General features: G+C 66.0%; 13 protein-coding genes and 1 tRNA gene. 3 read left to right on the top strand and 11 right to left on the bottom strand.

Features of this window, described 5'->3' with window-relative positions:
• Positions 1–39: 39 nt before the first annotated feature.
• The 3 genes from OU998_RS10000 (at position 40) to OU998_RS10010 (ending at position 2,273) form a co-directional block, all read left to right on the top strand.
• Positions 40–753 carry an HAD-IA family hydrolase gene (locus tag OU998_RS10000; protein WP_267513273.1) on the top strand — a complete coding sequence of 238 codons (714 nt, stop codon included), beginning with the start codon at positions 40–42 and terminating at the stop codon, positions 751–753.
• 99 nt (positions 754–852) lie between these two features.
• On the top strand, positions 853–2,142 hold the full coding sequence (locus tag OU998_RS10005; RefSeq protein ID WP_267513274.1) for a dicarboxylate/amino acid:cation symporter: 1,290 nt from the start codon (positions 853–855) through the stop codon (positions 2,140–2,142).
• Positions 2,143–2,198: 56 nt separating this feature from the next.
• Positions 2,199–2,273, top strand: a tRNA-Val gene (locus OU998_RS10010).
• A gap of 615 nt (positions 2,274–2,888) precedes the next feature.
• On the opposite strand, the gene OU998_RS10015 is transcribed toward OU998_RS10010, so the two are convergent.
• From OU998_RS10015 to OU998_RS10065, 11 genes are all read right to left on the bottom strand, one after another.
• Positions 2,889–3,086, bottom strand: coding sequence for a hypothetical protein (locus tag OU998_RS10015; protein WP_267513276.1), 198 nt, complete (start codon positions 3,084–3,086; stop codon positions 2,889–2,891).
• Positions 3,087–3,215: 129 nt separating this feature from the next.
• Positions 3,216–3,785, bottom strand: a complete 570-nt coding sequence (locus OU998_RS10020; protein WP_035306831.1) for a recombinase family protein — start codon at positions 3,783–3,785, stop codon at positions 3,216–3,218.
• 299 nt (positions 3,786–4,084) lie between these two features.
• A complete protein-coding gene (locus tag OU998_RS10025; protein ID WP_267513277.1) occupies positions 4,085–5,215 on the bottom strand; it encodes a nickel/cobalt efflux transporter in 1,131 nt (376 codons plus the stop codon).
• A 7-nt stretch (positions 5,216–5,222) separates the two neighbouring features.
• The gene (locus OU998_RS10030) at positions 5,223–5,498 is read right to left on the bottom strand and encodes a metal-sensing transcriptional repressor (protein WP_267513278.1); all 276 of its coding nucleotides are present in this window, start codon (positions 5,496–5,498) and stop codon (positions 5,223–5,225) included.
• 100 nt (positions 5,499–5,598) lie between these two features.
• Complete coding sequence (gene chrA / locus OU998_RS10035) at positions 5,599–6,852, bottom strand: chromate efflux transporter (RefSeq protein WP_324287961.1); 1,254 nt, start codon at positions 6,850–6,852, stop codon at positions 5,599–5,601.
• Positions 6,853–7,060: 208 nt separating this feature from the next.
• Positions 7,061–7,762, bottom strand: coding sequence for a transmembrane anchor protein (locus OU998_RS10040; RefSeq protein ID WP_267513279.1), 702 nt, complete (start codon positions 7,760–7,762; stop codon positions 7,061–7,063).
• A gap of 13 nt (positions 7,763–7,775) precedes the next feature.
• A complete protein-coding gene (locus OU998_RS10045; protein WP_267513280.1) occupies positions 7,776–8,504 on the bottom strand; it encodes a HupE/UreJ family protein in 729 nt (242 codons plus the stop codon).
• Positions 8,501–11,677: an efflux RND transporter permease subunit gene (locus tag OU998_RS10050; protein ID WP_267513281.1), complete on the bottom strand. Its 3,177-nt coding sequence runs from the start codon at positions 11,675–11,677 to the stop codon at positions 8,501–8,503. The genes OU998_RS10045 and OU998_RS10050 overlap by 4 nt, the downstream gene beginning before the upstream one ends.
• Before the next feature lie 14 nt (positions 11,678–11,691).
• On the bottom strand, positions 11,692–12,948 hold the full coding sequence (locus OU998_RS10055) for an efflux RND transporter periplasmic adaptor subunit (RefSeq protein WP_267513283.1): 1,257 nt from the start codon (positions 12,946–12,948) through the stop codon (positions 11,692–11,694).
• Entirely contained in the window at positions 12,945–14,267 is a 1,323-nt protein-coding gene (locus OU998_RS10060; RefSeq protein ID WP_267513284.1) for a TolC family protein, read from the bottom strand. The genes OU998_RS10055 and OU998_RS10060 overlap by 4 nt, the downstream gene beginning before the upstream one ends.
• Positions 14,268–14,314: 47 nt before the next feature.
• The gene (locus tag OU998_RS10065) at positions 14,315–14,707 is read right to left on the bottom strand and encodes a hypothetical protein (RefSeq protein WP_267516762.1); all 393 of its coding nucleotides are present in this window, start codon (positions 14,705–14,707) and stop codon (positions 14,315–14,317) included.
• Positions 14,708–14,910: the final 203 nt, after the last annotated feature.

Raw genomic sequence — 14,910 nt, forward strand, 5'->3', positions numbered from 1 at the left:
TGCGATCTAGCCCATCATGCGGGCTAGCGGGAGACATGGATGAGCGATCGCGACCTCGAAGGCTGGACCATCGCCTTCGACCTGGATGGAACCCTGGTCGATTCCGCGCCGGACCTGATCGGAACTCTAAACCGCCTGTTGGTTGAGGAGGGATTGCCGCCCGTGCCGATGGCCTCGGCCCAGACCCTGATCGGGTCCGGCGCAAGGGCCCTGCTCGCGCATGGATTCGAGGCGGCTGGCGCGTCGGCCGAGCGGGCCCAGTCGGAGGCGCTGTTCGAGCGGTTCATGAGCGACTACTCGGCCCATATCGCCGACGGATCCCTGCCGTTCGAAGGGGTGGTCGAAACCCTGGAGCGCCTGAAGGATCGCGGCGCCATCCTGGTGGTGGCGACCAACAAGCGGTCCGACCTGTCCGAGCTGCTGCTCGAGAAACTGGACCTGACCCGCCATTTCGCCGCCATCGTTGGGCCCGACCGGGTGTCTGCGCGAAAGCCGTCCGGCGTCCATCTGCGGGAGGCTGTCGTCAAGGCCGGCGGCGATCCAGAGCGGGCCATCATGGTCGGGGACGCTGCGCCGGACGCGGACGCGGCCAAGGATGCCGGAATGCCCTGTATTCTGACGACCTTTGGCTACACGCCGGTTCCCGTAGAAACCCTGGGCGGCGACGTCCTGATAGACTCGTTCGAGGACGTCGAAGAGGCGATCGACGGCATCCTGTCCGACTTCTACGTCATGAGGGCGCTGAAATTCTGAGGGCGCCGGACAGTAAATCTTGGGTCTGAACCCTCACAGGCGCGGTTGCGGATCGCCGACGCGATGGCCAGTTTGGCGCACCCCATCGAAAGCGCCTCCATGTTCGCTCGCTTCTTCAGAATTCCCTTGTGGCAACGCACCTTCGCCGGCCTCGCCTTGGGCGTCATCGCGGGACTGATCCTGCGCGAGCGGGCCGAAATCTGGCTCCAGCCGATCGGCGACATCTATCTGAACCTGATCCGCATGGTGGTGGCGCCCCTGGTGCTGTTCACCATCGCCAGCTCCATCGCCAAGTTGGGGGAGGGGGCCGGGGCGGTGCGGCTGGGCGTGCGGACCATCGTATGGTTCGCCATCACCTCGCTGCTGGCCGTTCTGGTCGGTTTCGCCTTCGGCCACATCATCAATCCGGGCGTCGGCTTGTCCAACCTGCCCTTGGGCGAGGTCAAGGAACGGGTCATCCCGACGCCGCTGGAGGTGCTGATCGGGGTGGTGCCGACCAATCCGTTCGCCGCCTTGGCCGAGGGCAGGGTGCTGCAGATCATCTTCTTCTCGGCCCTGATCGGCGTGGCCCTGGTGGCGCTGGGCGACCGGGCGCAGAATGTGAGGCGGCTGGTCGATGAAGGGGCGGCCGTCATCTTCCGGATCACGCGCTGGGTGATCCAGCTGACGCCCATCGGCGTGTTCGGCCTGATCGGCTCGGTCGTCGGCGGCTATGGCTGGGAGGCCCTGCTGCCCTTGCTCAAGTTCATTGGCGCCATCTATGCGGCCTGCCTGTTCCACATCCTGATCGTCTATTCGGGCCTGCTGAAGTTGCACGGCCTGAAGGTGACCAGCTTCTTCCGCGGCGCCTTTGCCGCCCAGCAGACGGCCTTCGCCACCTCTTCCTCCTTGGGGACCCTGCCGATCACCCTGCGCCAGACGGTCGAGCGCCTGGGCGTGCCCCAGGCCTACGCCGCCTTCGCCGTCCCCCTCGGCGCCAATGTGAAAATGGACGGGTGCGGCGCCATCTATCCCGCCATCGCCGCGATCTTCATCGCCCAGTATTTCCAGATCGACCTGACCCTGACCCAGTACATCCTGATCGGCCTGACGGCGGTGCTGGGGTCGCTGGGCACCGCCGGCGTGCCGGGGACGTCCATCGTCATGCTGACCTTGACCCTGTCCACCGCCGGTCTGCCGCTGGAGGGCATCGGCTATATCGTCGCCATCGACCGGATCATCGACATGATGCGCACGGCGACCAATGTGACCGGCCAGATGCTGGTTCCGGTGTTGGTGGCCAAGGAAGAAGGCATTCTGGACCTGGGAATCTACAACGGCCACGTGGCCTGGTTGCCGGGCGACCCGGAAGCCGAGGCGCCGGAAAACGTGCAAGCCGCCGGAATCTGAAACGGATGCTTGCGCGGGGGCGACGACCGGGCTATGTCGCCGCCTCCGCAAGGCATGGATGCGTAGCTCAGCGGGAGAGCACCTCGTTCACACCGAGGGGGTCACAGGTTCAATCCCTGTCGCATCCACCATCTTTCCTTTTCTATGACCACAGGCTTGACCCGCTCGGAATATCCGAACGGATCAAGCGCGCGATCGCGTTTCGCTCCGCCGCGCTTCAACCCCGCTGTGCGCGCTCCTGAGTCCGATCGAGGTAGGCCGAGATGATCGGCACAGAATGGGCCCGTGAGGGTCTCGGGAAGATTGGGATGCATCGACAGAAAACACGCTGGGGAGTAGCAGGCGCGTTCCCGTAAGGTAGAAAGCGAAGAGCGGTGGATGTGGACCGCTCAAAGCCCAGCAGCTGCGCGTTTTGATAGCTGCGCCGCGGGGCTTTGCGCTCCAGGGTTAGCCTGCCTTGCAACTGTGAGTGCGCCATAATCCCAAGACTCTAACTGGTTGAATTTCCAACGGTGCCATGTTCCATAATCCCGAGAATCCCATAGTTCACCGCAAGCGATGGTGCTGCATTATTGGGATTCATTGCATGGCCATAGTCGGTGCAACGCCACGCTAGTGGCTAGTGCCACCACGCAGGATCGCGGGCCGCTGAGCGATAGTGATAGCTAGATGTTTGGTCCCGGATTTCGGAAGCGTTTGCCTGATCGTCAGCCGGCATCGACGCGAGCTGTCCAGCAGCATGTTCTTTAGGGCGACAGATATCGCAACAGTCGCATGCTGACCCAAAACAATAACACGCCCGCGATCACCCCGATTTTGATCTGGTGATCCATGAACCGAACGCCCAACACGGCGAAGAATGCGCCGGCCAGGCAAAGCACGGACAGGTTTCCCATCAACCTGGCGGTCATCTTGAGCCAGATGTCGTTTTGGTAAGGCGTCATTGGCGCGTTTCCATTCAAATCACAGCCTACACCGTATCGACGGGATGGGAAGATGCATGAAATACATCCACACCCACCCGTAACTGGTGGACTGCAAGCCGCCCTCTCAGAACGACAAAATCGCCAGAACTATTTGCCGATCTGATCCGAAGTCCGGGCCAAAGCGCGATACAAAGTGCTGCGAGAAATCCCGAAAGTGGTCGCTACGGCTCCCATCGTCTGATCGGGATGCTGAAGTAAGAGACGGACCTGCTCAAGCTGGCGCGCCGATAGAGCCCGCTTACGCCCGCCAGTTCGTCCTCTCGCGCGAGCGGCTGCCAAGCCTGCCATGGTCCGCTCGCGGATCAGGTCTCGCTCCATTTCGGCTAGAGCCGCCATCATATGGAAGAAGAACCGTCCTGCCGGTGTCGTAGTGTCGATGCCATCAGTCAGGCTTCGAAATTCAACGCCGCGGCTCTTTAGGGCACTGACGAAATCAACAAGCTGACCGACTGTGCGGCCTAGGCGGTCAAGCTTCCAAACGACGAAGACATCTTTCTCTCGGGCAAAGCTCAAAGCCTCGCCCAATGCCTTGCGATCTACCCGCGCGCCGGACGCAGCTTCAGAGAAAATCCGCTCGCAGCCCGCCTGTTTCAGCGCGTCAATCTGGAGATCGAGGTTTTGGTCCGCAGTCGAGACCCGCGCGTATCCGATAAACATGTCGCGAAACTCGTAAACATAGGGCTTCATGACACATAGATTATGCAACAGAGTTTAGCCACACCTTCGGCGCTGACGGCAGGGGGCGGAGTTGGATTCGGACGGTCGCGGTCACAAACGTTCGTTTGTGCGACAAGGATCGACAGTGTGGCAGGACCATCAGATCATTGCTGATGCATTAGCGACGCTGTAACGGTCCGGTTTAGGCAAATGTATGGGCATTGCGTCGTGCGGCTCTTGATGCAGCGGGCAAATCGACGCGCCGGTTTGGCAGTGGATAGAGGCTAGCCGCGCTTTGATTAGGACGTCAGCGCCGCTATCGCCTGCCATGTGAGCACTATACCGACAATGGCTATGAGAGCGCCTGAAGCGTAGGGAGCTTTGCGTGCGAAGGATGAGAAGCCTTTCGACCAGCGCGTCTCGGCATGCCGCATCCCGATAGCGGCCGCGACGCCTACCGTGACCATCGTCGCCGCCAATCCGATCGAGAAACACAGCACGAGAGTGGCGCCCAAGGCGACCTCCCTGAGCTGCAGGCACAGCAAAAGCACGGTGATCGAAGCTGGGCAAGGGATCAGGCCCCCGGTCAAACCGAACAGCATGATCTGCCAGGTGGTCACTTTGCGGTCGGCGAACCGCCTTTTGATGTCGTTGGCGTGGGCGCGCTCGTGAGCGTCCTGGTAGTCGGGATCGGAGACGTCTAGACCGCCGTGGCCGTGATCGTGACCATGGTCGTCCTCGCTGAAGACGACGTCGAAGGCGTGGACGTGGCCAGGGCGCCCGATGGTTAGCCGTGCCGTGAAGGCGTGCGGCTCGGGAATGTCCTCGGTGGAGCGTAGAACCTCGCCGTAGCGCTCAAATTTGAAGCTCTGTGTTGCGCCGCCTTCCCGGGTCGTCGTGACGATGATGTCCTCGGTCTCCGCTAGGAGACCGCTTTCGGCCGCGACGCGGAACTCGGGCGGGATGTCCTCCTCGAAGATGCTGAGGACGAGGACGCCGTGCCCAGTGTCGATGCGCCGTGTGCCGTCGTGCCTGTGGCTGTGGCCGTGGTCATGATCGTGGCCATGCTCGTTGTGCACGGCGCGCTGCTCGCGCCAGGTGGCGAAGATCATCCAGGCGGCGACCCCGAGGATGATCAGCGCCGACGCCAGTTGGAACCAACCCTCCGACGCCTCGATGTCGAGGTTGCGGCCGAAATAGAGGCCGGCGAGTGCAATCGCCCACACGATGGCGGTGTGGGACAGGGTCGCCGACAGGCCCAGTAGGATGGCCTGCCAGACGGTCCCGCGCACGGCGACGATGAAGGCGGCCATCATGGTCTTGGAGTGGCCGGGCTCCAGACCGTGCAAAGCGCCCAGCAGCAGGGCCGAAGGGATGAAGAGCCAGGCGTGAGCCGAACCCTGCTGGAGCAAATCCGCGAACGGCGTCATCGGCGTCTCACAGGTATTTGGTGATGTCTTTGAACTCGGCCATGGCTTGGCGAGCCTCGTCCGGATCGCCCTCGGCCGCATGGGCCAGGCAATGGTCGATATGGTCGTGAATCAACGCCTTCTTGGCCGCAGCGACGGCCTTTTCAATGGCGTGAAGCTGCTGCGCCAAATCCAGGCATGGGCGTCCGCTCTCGATCATCTGGATGACCGTGTTCAGGTGACCGTCCGCGCGTCGAAGGCGTTTGATGATCGCGGGATGGGCGGCATGGGAAACGTGAGCCATGCCGCAGAAATATCCCCCCCGGGAGGATATGGCAACTATCCTCCCTAGGGGGATAGTTGCGGTGTCGTGTTCGTAGCGGGCGAAGCGCTCTGAAGCGGGATCAGACGCGGAGAAGCATGACCCCGGCCAAGCCTGCCGCCGCGAGGATGACCGGCGGCGCGAGCTTGCTCTTCCAGAACCAGTTGGCAGTGAAGGCGGCCGCGAGGATCGTCCCCAGAACCGCAATCTGGCTCAACGGCGTGAAGAGGCTGATGACCAGTTGCAGCGCGGTGACGGCGATCAGGCCGACGACGCCGGCCGCGACGCCTTCCAGCAGGGCCTTCACGCCATCCATCTCGATGACCGTCTCCAGTCGATCGTAGAAGACCAGAGAGAAGGCGAAAGCGGGCAGGAAGACGCCGGCGGTGATGGCGAGCGCGCCGAGCGGACCTCCGGCGACATAGCCGATGAAGGTCGAGAAGATGATCAGCGGCGCGGGCAGGACGCCGGACAGGGCGAGACCGTCGAGGAACTGGCCGTCCCCCATCCACCCCTGGGCGGCAGCGTCGTTGCGCAGGAACGGGATGGCGGTGTAGGCGCCGCCGAAGGTCAGCAGACCCGCCTTCAGCCCCGACAAAAAGAGGATCCACGGCGCCACAGCGCCCGGAGCGGCAGCGACGAAATCGAGCGACGCTCTGACGATGGGGTCTGGCGCCGACAGTCGGGCGGCGACAGCGACCGCCACGGCGAGGGCGGCGACGCCGATGGCCCATCCGCGCCGACCTGAAGCAGCCAGGGCGTAGACGACGCCCGCCGCCGGCAGGGTGATCCAGAAGCTGACGCCGACCAGGGCGGCGGTCGCGCTGGTGAGGCCAATGCCCCAGAGCCAGCGGTCGATGAGGATATGCTGGCCGATCCGATGGACGGCCCGCAGGATCAGGGCGATCACGGCCGCCTGCACGCCGAGGAAGGCGGCCCCGACCCAGGCGCGGTCGAAGTCTATGCGGAAATAGAGCCACGACAGGATCATCATCAGCACAAAGCCCGGCAGCATGAAGCCGAGACCGGCGAGGACCCCGCCCCAGCGTCCCTTGGCGCGCATGCCGAGATGGACGCTGAGTTCGTGCGCCTCCGGCCCCGGCAGCACCTGCATGACCGCCAGCAGTCGGTTGAAGCGGGGACCGGACATCCAGCCTTCCTCCTCGACGAGCTCGCGGCGCAGCATGGCGATCTGGGCGACCGGGCCGCCGAAGGCCAGGGCCCCGAACTTCAGGAAGCGCAGGAACAGCGCGCCGTAGGACAGCGGGGGCGGCGAGGGCTCGTCGAGCGTCTCGGATCGAGCGAGGGTCGGATCAGGCAGGGAAGGACGGGACATGCACGCGCTCCTGGCCGCACGGTTGTGCGGGTGGAGCGGGACTTGGACGGCCGAAGCCGCCGACGCCGGGCGCCCGCAGAGGCCCGGATGTCCATTGTATCAGCAAATCGGCGCTCGGGAAGACGTAAGGCCGCCCGTCTCTTCCGCGCCCCACCATACTGACGGACAGGACGCCGAAGAGACGGGACGACTTCGGTTGCGCGAGACCCTATTCGACGAACTCAACGCGCTCATAGGCGCCGCGCGTCACCAGGGTGATGGTCACGGCCTCGTCGCCGCGATTGCGCCAGAACCAGCCATGCTTGCCGTCGAAGGCGGCGACCAGAACGCCTTCGACGCGGGTGTCCGTGCCCTTGTCGTAGCCGTGATAGGAGATACCGCGTCCGTCGCCATGGGTGTCGTAGTTCACCGCCCCGCCGTCGGTGGACCAGGTGAACTGCGCGCGATCGCCCTCCTTCATGGTTAGCTTGATCTCGCCACCCTCGTCGGGCTCGAGCGTCAGGCTCGTCCGGTCCGAGCGGACCGCCGTCGTAGGTCCGGCCGCCGGGACGGACGGCATGGCGGCGGCGGTCGTGTTGGGGGCGAGGTCTGTCGAAGGCGTCGGCGGGGCGACCGTCGGCGCGGCGTCAGCCCCGGCCGAAGAAGCGAGGGGCGTGATGGCCACGGTGACGGCTTGCGGAGCGGCGCTGGCCTCTTCGGCCGTGGCCTCGGCGGCGAGCTGACGCTTGATCCGGCCCATCTCGGTCAGACCGAGGAGCGAGCCGACGCGCGTCGGATCGATCCCGTACTCGGCGGGAAGGACGACGGTGACGAGCAGGGCCGAGGCGACGACCACGGCGAGGCCGGTGGATTTGAGCAGCTTGGCGGTCGACGGCAGTTCGGAGGCGTCGGGTTTGTTGGCGTTGTACATTTGAGGTCTCCGGTCAGGCGACGAAGAAGCCGACGAGCTGATAGCCCGCCAGGATGAAGCCGAGGGTCATGAGGACGACGTTGGCGGCGTAGGCGTGTCGCCAGAAGCCGGACGTCTTCCTCCAGAAGCCCATGACGATGAGGATGGCGCCGAGGGCCAGGAGCTGGCCGACCTCGACCCCGACGTTGAAGGCGATGAGGTTGCCGATCAGGCCGTCGGGCGAGAGGTTGAAGTCCTGCAGCTTGGTGGCCAGACCGAAGCCGTGGACCAGGCCGAAGATCAGGGTCGCGGCCTCGGTCGAGGGCTGGAAGCCGAACCAGCGCTGGAAGGCGCCCATGTTGTCGAGCGCCTTGTAGGCGACCGACAGGCCGATGACGGCGTCCACCAGATAGCTGGAGACGCTGATGTCGGTCAGAACTCCAAGCAGCAGGGTGGTGGAGTGGCCGATCGCAAACAGCGTCACATAGAGGCTGATGTCCTTCATCCGGTAGAGGAAGAAGATCACCCCCAGCAGGAAGAGCAGGTGGTCGTAGCCGGTGACCATGTGCTTGGCCCCGAGATAGACGAACGGCCAGAACAGGAAGCCCGAGGTCTCCTGGATGTAGCCCTTGTCGCCCTCGGCCACGCCGTGCGCGAAGGCGGCGGTCAGGCAGCCGTTCAGGAACAGGATGAACAGCCCCAGCAGGAGGACGCCCGCAGGCGTCCTCAGCCAGGCCGTCCAGCGATGGATCGCGGCGGTCATGCGTTACTCCGGGTGAAGGGAAGACGGGAAAGCCAGCGGCGCGGCGCGCCCTCAGGACGGGGCGGACGCCCATGGACGAGGCTGTAGAGGGCAGGCAGCACCAGCAGGGTCAGGATCGTCGAGGAGATAATCCCGCCGATGACGACCGTGGCCAGCGGGCGCTGGACCTCGGCGCCGGCCCCCACGTTGAGCGCCATGGGAACGAAGCCGAGGCTGGCGACCAGGGCGGTCATCAACACCGGCCGCAGCCGGGTCAGGGCCCCCTCACGGATCGCTTCGCTGAGAGGTTTGCCTTCGGCGATCAGGCTGCGGATGAAGCTGACCATGACGACCCCGTTGAGCACGGCGACGCCGGACAGGGCGATGAAGCCGACCGCCGCCGAGATGGACAATGGCAGGCCACGCATCGCCAGGGCCGCGACCCCGCCGGTCAGGGCCAGGGGCACGCCGGAGAAGACGATGGCGCTATCCTTGACCGACCGGAACAGGGCGAACAGTAGCCCAAAGATCAGCAGCAGCACCACGGGCACCACCAGTTGGAGGCGCTTGGCCGCGGAGATCAGCTGTTCGAAGGTGCCGCCGTAGCTGATCCAGGACCCGGCCGGGATCTCGACCTCCGCCCCGACCTTGTCCTGAACCTCGGCGATGAAGGAGCCCAAATCGCGTCCCCGCACGTTTGCGGTGACCACCACGCGACGTTTGCCGTCCTCGCGGCTGATCTGGTTCGGCCCCTTCTCGACGACGACGGTGGCGATCTCCTCGAGCGGCACGAAGGCCGTGCCGCCCGAGCCTGGCACGGGGATGCGCAGTCGGCCGATGGCTTCCGTGTCCTGGCGCAGCGTCTCGGGCAGGCGCACTACCACGTCGAAGCGCCGGTCGCCCTCGAACACCTGACCGGCGACGACGCCGCCGATCGAGGTCGCAACGACCTGCTGGACGTCGTCCATGCTGATCCCGAGCCGCGACAGGGCGGCGCGGTCGGGCGTGATCTGCAGCACCGGCAGACCGGTGACCTGTTCGACCGAGACATCCTCGGCGCCCTCGATGCCGCCGACCACGCCTTCGATGGCGTTGCCGACCTCGAGCAGGGCGTCGAGATCGTCGCCGAACACCTTGATGGCGACGTCGGCTCGAACCCCCGAGAGAAGCTCGTTGAAACGCATCTGGATCGGCTGGGTGAACTCGTAGTTATTGCCCGGGATCTGGGCCACGGCCGCCTGGAGTTCGGCCAGAAGCTCGGCCCTGGGCTTGCGCGGATCGGGCCAGTCCTTGCGGTCCTTCAGCATGATGAAGGTGTCGGCGACCGAGGGCGGCATGGGATCGGTGGCCACCTCGGCGGTTCCGATCTTGGCCACGACCCGTTCGACCTCGGGGAACTGGGCGATGCGCCGCTCCAACGCCGTCTGCATCTGCACGGCCTGGCTGAGGGAGGTGCCGGGGATGCGAAGGGCGTGCATGGCGATGTCGCCCTCGTCGAGGTTCGGGATGAACTCCGACCCCATACGGCTGGCGCCCAGGGCCGAGATCGCCACCAGGGCGACGGCGACCGCCACGAAGGCCACCCGCATCCGCAGGGCCAGGTCCAACGCCGGCTGGTAGAAGCGCCGGGCGCCGCGCATGACGAAACTGTCCTTCTCCTCGACCTTGCCGGCGACGAACATGGCCACGGCGGCGGGCACGAAGGTCAGCGACAGGACCAGGGCGCAGGTCAGGGCGATGACGACGGTGATCGCCATCGGATGGAACATCTTCCCCTCGACCCCGGTCAGGGCGAAGATCGGCACATAGACCAAGGTGATGATCAGCACCCCGAACAGCGACGGTCGAATGACCTCGCCCGAGGCCGAGGCCGCCAGGCTGAACCGCTCGTCGCGCGTCAGCAGACGGCCCAGGCGATGCTGGGTCTCCCCGAAGCGGCGCAGGCAGTTCTCGACGATGATGACCGCGCCGTCGACGATGAGGCCGAAGTCGAGCGCGCCCAGGCTCATCAGATTGCCTGAGGTTTCCGTCCGCACCATGCCGGTGATGGTCATCAGCATGGTGACGGGGATGACCGCCGCCGTGATCAGGGCGGCGCGGATGTTCCCGAGCAGAAGGAACAGCACGACGATGACCAGAAGCGCGCCTTCGAGCAGGTTCTTCTCGACCGTGTGGATCGCCCGGTCGACCAGATCGGTCCGGTCGTAGACCGGCACGGCCCGGACGCCCGCGGGCAAGGCTTTTGAGGCTTCGTCCAGACGGGCGGCCACGGCCTGGGCCACGGTGCGGCTGTTCTCGCCGACCAGCATGAACACCGTCCCGAGCACGACCTCGCGGCCGTCCTCCGTGGCCGCGCCGGTCCGCAGTTCCTCGCCCATCACCAGATCGGCCACATCGGCCACCCGCACGGGTACGCCGTTGCGGTTGGCGACGATGATGGCCCCGAGATCTTCGAGGCTTTTGGCCTGGCCGGGAACCCGGACCAGATACTGTTCGCCGTAGCGTTCGACATAGCCCGCGCCGACATTGGCGTTGTTGCGGTTCAGCGCCTCGACGACCTCGGCCAGTGTGACGCCATAGGCGACCAGACGGTCGGGCCACGGCGTGATGTGATATTGCCGCTCGAAGCCGCCGATGGTGTTGACCTCGGTGACGCCGGGCGTGTTGCGCAGCTGGGGCCGGATGACCCAGTCCTGCAGGGTTCGCAGATCCTCGGGCGTGTACAGTTCGCCGTCAGGGCGGCGCGCGCCCTGTTCGGCCTCGATCGTGTACATGAAGATCTCGCCCAGACCCGTAGCGATGGGACCGAGTTCGGGCGTCAGCCCTTCCGGCAGCTGGCCGCGCGCCGCCTGCAGCCGTTCATTGACCAGCTGACGCGCGAAATAGATGTCGGTGCCGTCCTCGAAGACGACGGTCACCTGGCTCAGTCCGTAGCGCGAGACCGAGCGTGTGTACTGCAGGCCCGGCACGCCGGCGATGGCGGTCTCGACCGGGAGGGTGATCCGCTGTTCGGATTCCAGCGGTGAGAAGCCGGGGGCCTCGGTGTTGATCTGGACCTGGACGTTGGTGATGTCCGGCGTGGCGTCGATCGGCAGGCGCTGGAAACTCCAGACGCCGACCGCGCAGGCCAGGAGGACGAGCGCCATGACGATCCAGCGGAAGCGGATCGACAGCGCGATGATGCGTTCGAGCATGACGGTTCGAGCCCCTAGTGATCGTGGCTCGCGCCGGACTTCTCGACGTCCGCGCGGATGAGGAAGGCGCCGTCCACGACGTATTCGACGCCGGGATCGATGCCGCCGAGGACTTCCGTCCACTCCGGCGTGCGGCGGCCCAGCTCCAGCATCCGCACCTCATAGGTCGTGCCGAAGCGGGCATAGACCACGGTGAAGTCGCGGAAGGGCTGAAGAGCCTTGGTGCGGACCGCCAGCGGGACCTGGCCCGCGCCGACCTGAACCGTGCCGGACACGCCGAGACCCGGCCGCCACACCCCGCCCTGATAAGGAAGGTCGACGTGGGCGATCAGCACCTGACTGGTCAGGTCGGTCGAAGGCAGAACCGCCTCGATCCGGCCGTTGAACGCGTAGTCGCCCGCCAGACTCTGGACCGTGACCGGCTGGCCCGCACGAACCCGTTCGGCGTCGCGCGGATAGAGCAGGAACTCAGCGTGCAGCCGGGTCGGATCGCCGATCATCAGCATCGGTTCGCCGCCTCCGGTGATGGAGCCGACGTTGACGTTCTTGGCCACGATCATGCCCGAGATGGGGGCTGTGATCGCATAGGTCTGCAGGCTTTCGCTGGACTCGACCCGAGCGATGACCTGGCCGCGCGAGACCCGCGTGCCCAGTTGGACATTCAGGCTCATGACACGTCCGGGATAGCGAGCGTGAACCTCGGCTTGGCCCTCGGGCGTGATCTCGACCCGGCCGGTCAGGGGCAGGGTCTCGCCGAGCACCGCGGGGCCGACACGCTCGACGCTGACGCCGCCGGCGCGGGCGGCGTCAGCCGATATGGTCGTGCGGCCCTCATAAGAGGCGTAGGTCCACCGGTGGCGTTCGCCGGCTTGCGCCGCCGCCACCACCACGTCGAACGAGTGGGGTTCGAAGACCGGTGCGGGCGAGGTCAGATAGTCGTTCTCGGCGGCGAAGACGAACTGGTGGGTCTTGGGCCCGAGGCGGTTGAGGGTGATGGTCGCCTGGACCTGGCGCGGATCGACCGGCTTGTCTTTGACGTAGGGATACAGCCGGAACAGAGGTTCGGGCCCTTCCTCATAGAGCGTGATCTCCAGCGCGAAGTCGCCGTCACGGAGCATGCGGCCCCTGTGCGGGCCGCGTTCGTAGTCCGCTGCGGCGGCTTCGCCTTCCGCCTTTTCGGCGGGCGCGCCCTGGCCGCAAGCCGAGACGCCGACGGCGAGCGCCATCAGGGACGCGGCGATCAGACGCCGCGAAAAGGGGAGAAGGGTCATGGTTGGATCTCCAGGCCGAGCAGGCCGGCATGCGCGCCGGTCAGCCGGTCGAGGCGGGCGCGGTCGATATGGAATTGTTGGAGCACCGCGACGCGGCGCGCTCGGGTTTCGATCAGGGCCGAGTGGGCGCTCATGACGTCATTGTAGGTGAAGCCCCCGCGCGCGAAGCCGTCGCGGACGAGCGACACCGCCCGCTCGGCCTGCGGCAGGATCTCTTCGCTGATGCGGCGCGCCTCGCTGGCTCTCGACAGAAGCTGGACCTGCAGGCGCGCGATCTCACGTTCCCGTTCTATGCGGAAGGCTTCGCGATCGGCCTGTGCGGCCGTGCCTTCCGCCCGGGCCCGTTCAATGGCGCCGAGATTGCGATCGTAGCGCTGTAGCGGAATGGAGCCGCCGAACACTAGCGAGACGTCGTTGTCCCAGATGTGCCTCACGCCGACGCTGACCGTCGGGTCGGGTATCGCGCGGGCTTCCTCGATGCGGACCTGGGCGTCGGCGACGCCGCGTTGGGCCGCGAAGACGTCCAGATCGATCTGGGCGACCGCGCCGGCGGCGATGCGAGATGCGTTGGTGTCTTCGAAGGCGGCTGCGCCGACCCCGAAGTCCGCCGGGCCGTCCCAGAACTTGGCGAGAGTGACGCGGACAACACGGATCGTGATCTCTGCTTGATCGAAGTCGATCTGCGCCTGGGCCAGTTCGGCCTCGGCCCGCGCGCCCGCGAACAGCGGGTCGCGGGCGGCGTCCACACGACGCTGCACCTGGATCTGGAACCGCTCCGCGAGCTCCAGTCGCTCGCGGGCGATCTCCAGACGGGCTTCGGCGGTCAGGACCTCCGTCCAGGCGCGTTGCACAGCCTCAAGTCGATCAAGCTGGCGCACACGGGCGTTGGCGGCGACGAGCGCCCCTTCGCTTCGGGCCAGATCCATCCTCGCCGGTCGGTCGCCACCGCGCTCGATCCGCTGTTCGTAGCTGATGGTCGTCTCGGTGCGTCCGAGGATGTCGCCGCCACCGAGGGTCGGCAGGTTCTCCACCATCAGGCCGAGGGTGGGGTTCGGCCGGATATCCGCCTGGCGGACCCCGGCCTCGGCGGCGCGGGCGCGCGCTTCCAGGCCGGCGCGGGCCGGGTCGGCGGCGGCGGCGCGGCGCAACGCCTCGTCCAGAGGGAGCAGACGCGCGGGCGCGGTCGCCGGTGATGGGGGCGTCGTCGTCTGGGCGACCGCCGTCGTTGGCGGCACGGCGGCCGCCAGCGCGAGCGCGAGGGCCGAAACGGCTCCACATCGCGCCCACGATCCGGCGCAGCCGGACAGGGGATGTCTCAAGGGTAGTCTCCAAAACAGGGCGCACGCGGCCGGTCGGCCGCGCAGGATCAGGCGATCAGGCGCTGTTGTTTTGGAGGGTGAGAAGGACCGTCGCCTCGGACGCCGGGCGGCGTGAGGCCGGGCGCCGGCGCCAAATCGACCGACGACGTGATTATGGATTCAGTCGGATCGGCAGGCATCGCCAGGCCGACGTGAATGTCGCCGCCGCTGTGGTGATGGTGCTTGATCGGGCCGTCCCCGGGCGACTCGGCGACGTCGAAGGCCGCGGCGGCGTCGGTCGGCGAAGGTTCGGGCTGATCATGATCGTGTTCGTGCCCATGATCGGGCTCGTGATCGTGGTCGATCAGGGCCGCTTCCGCATAGGACACGCCCGGGAACTGCAGGCTGTGTTCGATGCGATGCTGGGTGTTGACCACCCCATGCGCCTGCAACGCGACCATGATGGTCACGCCGAGACAAACGCAAAGGAGGCGGAGCGATTGCGGCAATAGAATTCTCCGATATCCGCCGATTAGGGCGAATCGAGTGGCGACGCAACGATCGGGTCGTCGAAGCCGAATCCGGAGGGCGCGAATGTCCTCTTTTGGGCGACGCCCCAAAGTCGGCTGTTCGCGCAAAGCTGTACCCGGCAGAACCTAACTGC

This window comes from Brevundimonas sp. SL130 (assembly GCF_026625805.1).
Classification (GTDB): Bacteria; Pseudomonadota; Alphaproteobacteria; order Caulobacterales; family Caulobacteraceae; genus Brevundimonas.

Excerpts from the sequence above, each read along its gene's own strand:
- OU998_RS10000 (WP_267513273.1), top strand. The coding sequence starts at position 40 with ATGAGCGATCGCGACCTCGAAGGCTGGACCATCGCCTTCGACCTGGAT.
- chrA (WP_324287961.1), bottom strand. The coding sequence starts at position 6,852 with ATGTCCCGTCCTTCCCTGCCTGATCCGACCCTCGCTCGATCCGAGACG.
- OU998_RS10020 (WP_035306831.1), bottom strand. The coding sequence starts at position 3,785 with ATGTTTATCGGATACGCGCGGGTCTCGACTGCGGACCAAAACCTCGAT.
- OU998_RS10050 (WP_267513281.1), bottom strand. The coding sequence starts at position 11,677 with ATGCTCGAACGCATCATCGCGCTGTCGATCCGCTTCCGCTGGATCGTC.
- OU998_RS10005 (WP_267513274.1), top strand. The coding sequence starts at position 853 with ATGTTCGCTCGCTTCTTCAGAATTCCCTTGTGGCAACGCACCTTCGCC.
- OU998_RS10045 (WP_267513280.1), bottom strand. The coding sequence starts at position 8,504 with ATGACCGCCGCGATCCATCGCTGGACGGCCTGGCTGAGGACGCCTGCG.
- OU998_RS10055 (WP_267513283.1), bottom strand. The coding sequence starts at position 12,948 with ATGACCCTTCTCCCCTTTTCGCGGCGTCTGATCGCCGCGTCCCTGATG.
- OU998_RS10025 (WP_267513277.1), bottom strand. The coding sequence starts at position 5,215 with ATGACGCCGTTCGCGGATTTGCTCCAGCAGGGTTCGGCTCACGCCTGG.
- OU998_RS10040 (WP_267513279.1), bottom strand. The coding sequence starts at position 7,762 with ATGTACAACGCCAACAAACCCGACGCCTCCGAACTGCCGTCGACCGCC.
- OU998_RS10015 (WP_267513276.1), bottom strand. The coding sequence starts at position 3,086 with ATGACGCCTTACCAAAACGACATCTGGCTCAAGATGACCGCCAGGTTG.
- OU998_RS10065 (WP_267516762.1), bottom strand. The coding sequence starts at position 14,707 with ATGGTCGCGTTGCAGGCGCATGGGGTGGTCAACACCCAGCATCGCATC.
- OU998_RS10030 (WP_267513278.1), bottom strand. The coding sequence starts at position 5,498 with ATGGCTCACGTTTCCCATGCCGCCCATCCCGCGATCATCAAACGCCTT.